We start from the raw sequence: 7,599 nt of genomic DNA on the forward strand, positions 1-7,599 counted from the left end.
GCCGAGACCGCCGCCGCGCCGCCCACCGACCCGGCCGCCGGTCCGGTCGCCGCGACCGTCGACCCGGTTTCCCGGGCCGGTGCTGGCGCCGCCGTGCCGGAGGAGCCGCGCCGGCTCGCCGCGGCCGTGGAGGGCTGACCCCCCGGACGGGGCGCATCCGACGCCTCCCACGGGCAGCGCGCCACCCGGGAGTTGCCGGGCGGGCGGTGGCGGTCCCTCGATCGGCGCCGGTTCCGGCGCGGTCACCCCCACCGGATCGACGCGGCGGTTGTGCGGCGGGAAAGCGTTGTCCTACCCTGACGGGGCGCGGAGCCGAATCACCGACGTCGATCGACGGCGTCCCCCCGTCACGTCAGCGCGACGTACCCTCTCCGCCGGTCCGGGCAGGCCGGCGCGTCCGTCGCGTGCCTGACCTCCGCGAAAGGCATCCTCGTGCACCCCTTCATCCCGCGTCGCCGGACCGTGCTGCTCGCCGCGGCCTCGGCGGCCACCCTCGTCGCCGGCGGCCTCACCACGGTGACCGCCGCCGCGGCGGCCACCGGCTGCCGCGTCGACTACCGGATCACCAACCAGTGGAGCGGCGGCTTCGGCGCCGACGTCACCGTCACCAACCTCGGCGACCCGGTGAACGGCTGGACGCTCACCTGGAGCTACGCCGCCGGGCAGCAGGTCACCCAGGTCTGGAACGCCACGGTCAGCCAGTCCGGCGCCCAGGTCACCGCCCGCGACGCCGGCTGGAACGCCGCCGTCGGCACCGGCGGCACCGCCACCTTCGGCTTCAACGGTTCCTGGAACGACACCAGCAACCCGGCCCCGACCAGCTTCGCGCTCAACGGCGCCACCTGCACCGGCGCGACCACCCCCACCAGCGCGCCGCCACCCACCTCGGCGAGTCCGACCCCGACCCCGACGACCACCACCCCGCCCGCCGGCGCGAAGCAGATGGAGAAGCTCGACCGGGGGCTGGCCAGCGTCCGCTCGGGCAGCGGGAACCTGGTCTCCTGGCGGCTGCTCGGCACCGAGACCTCCGGGGTGTCGTCCAACCTCTACCGCGGCGGCACCCGGGTCAACAGCGCCCCGATCACCGGCGCCACCAGCTACCTCGACAGCGGCGCGGCCGCCGGGTCGGCGTACACGGTGCGGGCCGTGGTGAACGGCGCCGAGCCCCTCGCTGATCATGGCCCGCGGCTACTACACCCGCGCGGTGATCGCCGCCTGGGACTTCCGCGACGGCACCCTCCGCAAGCGGTGGACCTTCGACTCGAACACCAGCGGCAACGGTGCCGCCGCCGGCCAGGGCAACCACAACCTCTCGGTGGCCGACGTGGACGGCGACGGCCGCCAGGAGATCGTGTACGGGGCCGCCACCATCGACGACAACGGCCGGCTGCTCTGGTCCACCGGTAACGGGCACGGCGACGCGATGCACCTCGGCGACCTCGACCCGGCCCGCGCCGGCCTGGAGGTCTTCAAGGTCGACGAGGACGGCAGCAAGCCCAGTTCCTGGATGGCCGACGCGCGCACCGGACAACTGCTCTGGCAGACCGCCCCGAACGGCGACAACGGCCGCGGCGTCTCCGACGACGTCTGGGCCGGCAGCCCCGGCGCGGAGTCCTGGTCCTCCGCCGTCGACGGCCTGCTCAACACCAGGGGCCAGAACATCGGCCGCAAGCCGTCCTCGGCGAACTTCCTCGCCTGGTGGGACGGCGACCCGGTGCGTGAACTGCTCGACGGCACCCGGATCGACAAGTACGGCACCGGCGGCGACACCCGGCTGCTCACCGGCAGCGGCGTCGCGTCGAACAACGGCACCAAGTCCACCCCGGCGCTCTCCGGCGACATCCTCGGCGACTGGCGGGAGGAGGTGGTCTGGCGGACCGCCGACAGCACGGCGCTGCGCATCTACAGCACACCCACCCCGACCAGCCTGCGACTGCCGACGCTCATGCACGACCCGCAGTACCGGGTCGCCATCGCCTGGCAGAACACCGCATACAACCAGCCGCCGCACCCGGGCTTCCACCTCGGCGACGGCATGAGCACCCCGCCCGCGCCGAACATCTACCTGCGCTGAACGAAGGCACCGGGTCGCCGGCCGCGGAATCCGCTCCGCCGGCGACCCGGTGCACCACACCGCAGCACTCCCGACCCGTCCCGACCGGGAATGCCGTACCACCACCGGCACCAAAGTTAGGCGGTCCGCGCGACGGTGGGGTGACGTAGCTATGAAGAGCGTGTTTCAGCCCTTCCGGCGCAGGCCACCAGCCACCCGCTCGGCGATCAGCTCGAACGAGCGGACCCGGTCGGCCACGTCGTAGACCATCGTGGTCAGCATCAGCTCGTCGGCGCCGGTGCGCTCCAGCAGCGCGCCCAGCTGCCGGGCCACCGTCTCCGGCGAACCGGTCGCCTGACCCTCCCGCCGCTGCGCCACGAACTCGCGCTCCAGCTCCGAGTACGGGTAGGCGGCCGCCTCCTCCGGGCTGGCCAGCGGCTCCGGCCGCCCCGACCGCAGCTTCAGGAAGGACAACCCGGCCGGACCCGCCAGCCACTCGGCCCGCTCATCGGTCTCCGCGCACACCGCGTTGACCGCCACCATCGCGTAGGGCTGCTCCAGCCACTGCGACGGCCGGAAGCTCTGCCGGTAGAGCTGGAGCGCGGGAATGGTGTTCTGCGCGCTGAAGTGGTGCGCGAACGAGAACGGCAGCCCGAGCAGCCCGGCCAGCTGGGCGCTGAAGCCGCTCGACCCGAGCAGCCACACCGCCGGCGACTGCCCCCTGCCCGGGGTCGCGGTGATCGGACCCGGCTCCGCGCCGCTGAAGTAGTTCATGAGGTCGGCCAGCTCACGGGGGAAGTGCTCCGCCGACAGCCCCTCCATGGTCCGGCGCAGCGCCAGCGCGGTCACCTGGTCGGTGCCCGGCGCGCGGCCGATCCCCAGGTCGATCCGGCCCGGGTGCAGCGCCTCCAGGGTGCCGAACTGCTCCGCCACCACCAGCGGGGCGTGGTTGGGCAGCATCACCCCGCCGGAGCCCAGCCGGATTGTCGAGGTGTGCGCCGCCAGGTGCGCCAGCAGCACCGCCGGCGCGGAACTGGCGATCGCCGGCATGTTGTGGTGCTCGGCCACCCAGAACCGGCGGTAGCCCAGCTCCTCGGTGCGGCGGGCCAGCTCGGTCGTGTGCCGCAGCGCCTCGCCGGCGCTGCCGGTGGCGGCCACCGGGGCAAGATCAAGAACAGACAGGGGTACGTCGATCACGACAGTGCTCAACCCGCCGCACGCCGGATTTGTTCCCCCCGGGTGCGTCAGCCCAAACCGCGCGCCTGCTCGAAGATCAGACTCGTCTGGGTGTGGTGCACCGCCGGATCCACCGCCAGGTGGTCCAGCACGAAGTCCCGCAGCGCGTCGCCCGACGCCGCCCGCACGTGCAGCACGTAGTCCTCCGCGCCCGCCACGTGGAACACCGACACCACCCCCGGCAGCCGCACCGACCGGGCCCGGAACGCGTCCACCGCCGCCCGCTCGTGCGCCGCCAGCCGCACCGACACCAGCGCCTGCAACGGCAGCCCCACGGCCGCCGGGTCCACCTCCGCGTGGAACCCCCGGATCGCCCCGCACTCGCGCAGGGCCCGGGTCCGCGTCAGGCACGTCGACGGGGCCACCCCCACTCGCTCGGCCAGGGCGTTGTTCGGCAACCGGCCGTCCGCCGCCAGCTCAACCAGGATCGCGCGGTCGGTGTCGTCCAGCGCCGCGAAGGGCCGTACATCATTCGGTGCGACAGGCATGTGGACATCTTTCCCCGAACTTCCCTCACCCGGAAGGGGCCGGCGCAGAATCTTCTTCGCTCCTCTTGCTCGATGACGCACTCATGTTCGACGCTTCCGGCATGACCGCCGTGGACACCGCAGCCGTGCACGCCGGACGCGAGGACCTCGCGGATCTCGGCGTCCACGTACCGCCCATCGACTTCTCCACCACCAACCCGCTGCCCTCCGTGGCCGGCGGCGGCGACGCGTACGAGACCCTCGCCACCGGCGGCACCCTCCCCGCCGGCGGCAGCGCCGTCTACCAGCGGCTCTGGAACCCCACCGTGGCCCGCTTCGAGACCGCCCTCGCCCAGCTCGAAGGCACCGCCGAAGCCGTCGCCTTCGCCAGCGGCATGGCCGCCCTCACCGCCACCCTGCTCGCCGCCACCCGCGACGGCAAGCGGCACGTCGTCGCCGTCCGCCCCCTCTACGGCGGCACCGACCACGTGCTCGCCACCGGCCTGCTCGGCACCGAGGTCACCTGGGCCCGGCCCGGCCAGGTCGCCGCCGCGATCCGCCCCGACACCGCCCTGGTCGTCGTCGAGACCCCGGCCAACCCCACCCTCGACCTGGTCGACATCGCCGCCCTCGCCACCGCCGCCGGCGACGTCCCGCTGCTCGTCGACAACACCGTCGCCACCCCGGTGCTCCAGCGACCCGCCCGGCACGGCGCCGCCCTCGTGCTGCACAGCGCCACCAAGAGCATCGGCGGCCACGGCGACGTCCTCGCCGGCGTCGTCGCCTGCGCCCCCGACTGGGCCGCCCGGCTGCGCCAGGTCCGCGCCGTCACCGGCGCCGTCCTGCACCCGCTCGGCGCCTACCTCCTGCACCGCGGCCTGCAGACCCTGCCGCTGCGGGTCCGCGCCCAGCAGGCCGGCGCCGAGAAACTCGCCGCCTGGCTCTCGGACCACCCCGCCGTCGCCCGGGTGCACCACCCCACCGTCGGCGACCCGGCCGGGCTCGTCGGCCGGCAGATGTCCGGCCCCGGCAGCCTGCTCGCCTTCGAGGTACGCGGCGGCGCCCCCGCCGCGGCCGCCGTCGCCGGCGCCTGCCGGCTGATCACCCACGCCGTGTCGCTCGGCGGCGTCGACACGCTGATCCAGCACCCGGCCTCGCTCACCCACCGGCCGGTCGAGAGCGACGCCAAGCCGTGCGGCGGGCTGCTGCGCCTGTCGGTCGGGCTGGAGGATCCGGAGGACCTGCGCGCCGACCTGGCGCAGGCGCTCGCGGTGCTCTGAGGAGGGTCAGGTCTTGGGGCCGACGTGGCGGTCCAGCGCCGCCACGGCGTCCCGCCGCGCCACCGACAGCGAGTTGCGCCGGTTCATCCGCCAGGCGATGCCGAGCAGGTCGAGACCCCACTGGCAGAGGCCCATGATGTCCGCCGACTCGTTGGTGAACATGTAGCGCGGGTAGACGTACTCCTTTCCGCGCACCACCACCCGGTTGGCGAACCGGCACCCGTCGGAGTGGAAGAGGCCACGGAGGAAGTCGCCCGGGTGCGCCTTGACGATGGTCCGCTGCCAGTCGGCCAGGACGATCCGGCGCTCGTGCTTCTTGCCCGGTCCGTGCTGCGGCAGCAGGCAGGGCCAGTGCTTGCCGTAGCTCTGCACCACGACGCAGCCCTGGTGCCGCACGCGCTGCACGGCGCCGGCGAGGACGTTCCTCATCGCCTGCTCGCACGCGGCGATCAGGCCGGGCCAGGCGTCGGCGCAGGAGACCCGGAGCACCGGCACCCGCGCGGTGGTGACCAGGTGCCCGTCGCCGAGGTAGAGGCCGAGCAGGTAGGCGTACTGCGCCAGGTCTGTCGGATTGTCGACGTCGGACCGGCAGCGGATGCAGCGCGACTCGGTGCCCCGTTGCTTCGGCTCCGGTCGGACCTTGCACCATTGTCGGACGGTCGGATAGGAGACCCCGACGGCGCGGGCCGCCTCCGCGACGGTCGCGCCGGACAGGTAGAGCCGTCGGGCTCGGGCGCGTATCTCGGGTGGATGCACAGGGCCATCTTCGGACGCCCGTACGACACTTTCGGTGTCCCCGGTGGGATTCGAACCCACACTGTCGGAGGTTTGAGCTCCGTTTCTCTACCGGTTGGAATACGGGGACAGGCTCGCCCGACGCTCTCGCGTCGTGCCATAGGTTACCCACTACGCTAAGGGCGACGACACCCGGCACGGCGGTGTCGGGCTTGAACTGGTGGGAGTGGCTCGTGGCCGAGATGCAGACGGATGCCGAGCGCAAGCGCGTTCTGATCGCCGAGGACGAGGCGCTCATCCGGCTGGACCTGGCTGAGATGCTGGTGGAAGAGGGCTACGAGGTGGTCGGCGAGGCCGGTGACGGCGAGACCGCCGTCAAGCTCGCCGAGGAGCTGAAGCCGGATCTGGTCATCCTCGACATCAAGATGCCGATCATGGACGGGCTGGCCGCCGCCGAGCGGATCGCCGGCGCGCGGATCGCCCCGGTCATCATCCTGACCGCGTTCAGCCAGCGCGACCTGGTGGAGCGGGCCCGCGCGGCCGGCGCGATGGCCTACCTGGTCAAGCCGTTCCAGAAGAGCGACCTGGTGCCGGCCGTGGAGATCGCGCTGTCCCGCTACTCGGAGATCGCCGCGCTGGAGGCGGAGGTCGCGGGCCTCACCGACCGGCTGGAGATCCGCAAGACCGTCGAGCGGGCCAAGGGCGCGCTCATGACGACGTACGGGATGACCGAGCCGCAGGCGTTCAAGTGGATCCAGCGCACCGCCATGGACCACCGGATGACCATGAAGGAGGTCGCCGAGCGGATCCTCGCCGAGACCGCCGGCGGCGAGGTGGCCCAGCCCGCCTCCTGACGGCGTACCGGCCGCCGGCCCGGATCGGCGGGTTCCCCGTGTCGGGCCCGGTCGATACGATCGCCGCCATGCGGCGTCCGCTGGCGGTGCTCGGCCTGCTCGTGGTGCTGCTCGCTGCCTGCCGTTCGTCCGGCCGGGCCGAGCCGGCGCCCGAGCCCGAGCCGCTGCGTCCGGCCTGGCAGCCGGTCACCCTGCCGATGCCGTCCGGCCTGTCCGGCCGGTTGGCGCTGCGCGACGTGGCCTCCTGCGCCGGCCGCTGGTTCGTGGTGGGCGCGGTGGTGGACGCCGCGGGGGTGACGCACCCGGCGGCCTGGTCGAGCGCCGACGCGGCCACCTGGACTCCGCTGCGGCCGGTGCCGCGCAGCCCCTACGGCGTGGAGAACATGTTGACGGCGGCGGGCTGCCGGGACGGCCGGCTGGGCGCGGTGGGTGGCAAGAGCGGCGGGGTGCACGGCAATCCGCGGATCAGCACCTGGCGGCAGGTGGCGGACGGCTCGCTGGTCGAGGTGCCGGCCGAGTTCGAGGTGTTCGGTGGCGCGGACGCGGTGAACGTGGGCCGGATCGCGGGCGGGCCCCGGGGCTGGCTGCTCTCCGGCAACCGGGCGACCGGTGCGGCGGCCTGGGTGTCCCCGGACGGGTCGGAGTTCCGGTTGGTGAGCGCGGTGCCGGGGCTGGCCACGGATGCGACCGGCCGGCCCTGGGTGGCGGACGGCGCGGCGACGGCGTCGGGATGGCTCATGGTGGGCTCGGTGCTGCCGTCGGGGCGTACCGGATCTCAGGCCGTGGTGTGGACCTCGGCGGACGGGTCGGCCTGGCGGCGCGCGGTGCTGCCGGGCGGTGACGCGGACCAGGACCTGCAGCGGGTGGTGCGGGCGGGGGACCGGATGGTGGCGGTCGGCCGGCGCGGCGACGGTCTGGGCGCCTGGCTGGGCGAGGGCGACGCGTGGCGGCCGGGTGGGGGCCTGGGCGGCGCC

General features: G+C 73.9%; 6 protein-coding genes, 1 tRNA gene and 1 pseudogene. 4 read left to right on the forward strand and 4 right to left on the reverse strand.

All coding sequences use genetic code 11. The features are described 5' to 3' along the window. Positions 1-432: 432 nt before the first annotated feature. Positions 433-2,074, forward strand: a pseudogene (locus tag B0E53_RS30845) (cellulose binding domain-containing protein). Positions 2,075-2,239: 165 nt separating this feature from the next. On the opposite strand, the gene B0E53_RS30850 reads toward B0E53_RS30845, so the two are convergent. Together B0E53_RS30850 and B0E53_RS30855 are read right to left on the reverse strand one after the other, a co-directional pair. Further along, positions 2,240-3,250 carry an LLM class flavin-dependent oxidoreductase gene (locus B0E53_RS30850; RefSeq protein ID WP_246835682.1) on the reverse strand — a complete coding sequence of 337 codons (1,011 nt, stop codon included), beginning with the start codon at positions 3,248-3,250 and terminating at the stop codon, positions 2,240-2,242. A 47-nt stretch (positions 3,251-3,297) separates the two neighbouring features. Next, positions 3,298-3,777: an Lrp/AsnC family transcriptional regulator gene (locus B0E53_RS30855; RefSeq protein ID WP_107079208.1), complete on the reverse strand. Its 480-nt coding sequence runs from the start codon at positions 3,775-3,777 to the stop codon at positions 3,298-3,300. Between the two features lie 83 nt (positions 3,778-3,860). Here B0E53_RS30855 and B0E53_RS30860 point away from each other — a divergent pair, with 83 nt between their 5' ends. Beyond that, the gene (locus B0E53_RS30860) at positions 3,861-5,036 is read left to right on the forward strand and encodes an aminotransferase class I/II-fold pyridoxal phosphate-dependent enzyme (protein ID WP_107079209.1); all 1,176 of its coding nucleotides are present in this window, start codon (positions 3,861-3,863) and stop codon (positions 5,034-5,036) included. 6 nt (positions 5,037-5,042) lie between these two features. On the opposite strand, the gene B0E53_RS30865 is transcribed toward B0E53_RS30860, so the two are convergent. Together B0E53_RS30865 and B0E53_RS30870 are read right to left on the reverse strand one after the other, a co-directional pair. Continuing rightward, a complete protein-coding gene (locus tag B0E53_RS30865) occupies positions 5,043-5,792 on the reverse strand; it encodes a helix-turn-helix domain-containing protein (RefSeq protein WP_107079210.1) in 750 nt (249 codons plus the stop codon). Between the two features lie 35 nt (positions 5,793-5,827). After that, positions 5,828-5,901 (reverse strand) — tRNA-Leu (locus B0E53_RS30870). A 103-nt stretch (positions 5,902-6,004) separates the two neighbouring features. On the opposite strand from B0E53_RS30870, the gene B0E53_RS30875 reads away from it, so the two are divergent. Continuing rightward, on the forward strand, positions 6,005-6,625 hold the full coding sequence (locus B0E53_RS30875) for a response regulator (protein WP_091320605.1): 621 nt from the start codon (positions 6,005-6,007) through the stop codon (positions 6,623-6,625). Between the two features lie 68 nt (positions 6,626-6,693). Then, a partial coding sequence (locus tag B0E53_RS30880; RefSeq protein WP_146167824.1) for a hypothetical protein occupies positions 6,694-7,599 on the forward strand: 906 nt, incomplete at its 3' end.

It is taken from the genome of Micromonospora sp. MH33, assembly GCF_003013775.1.
Taxonomy (GTDB): Bacteria; Actinomycetota; Actinomycetes; order Mycobacteriales; family Micromonosporaceae; genus Micromonospora; species Micromonospora fulviviridis.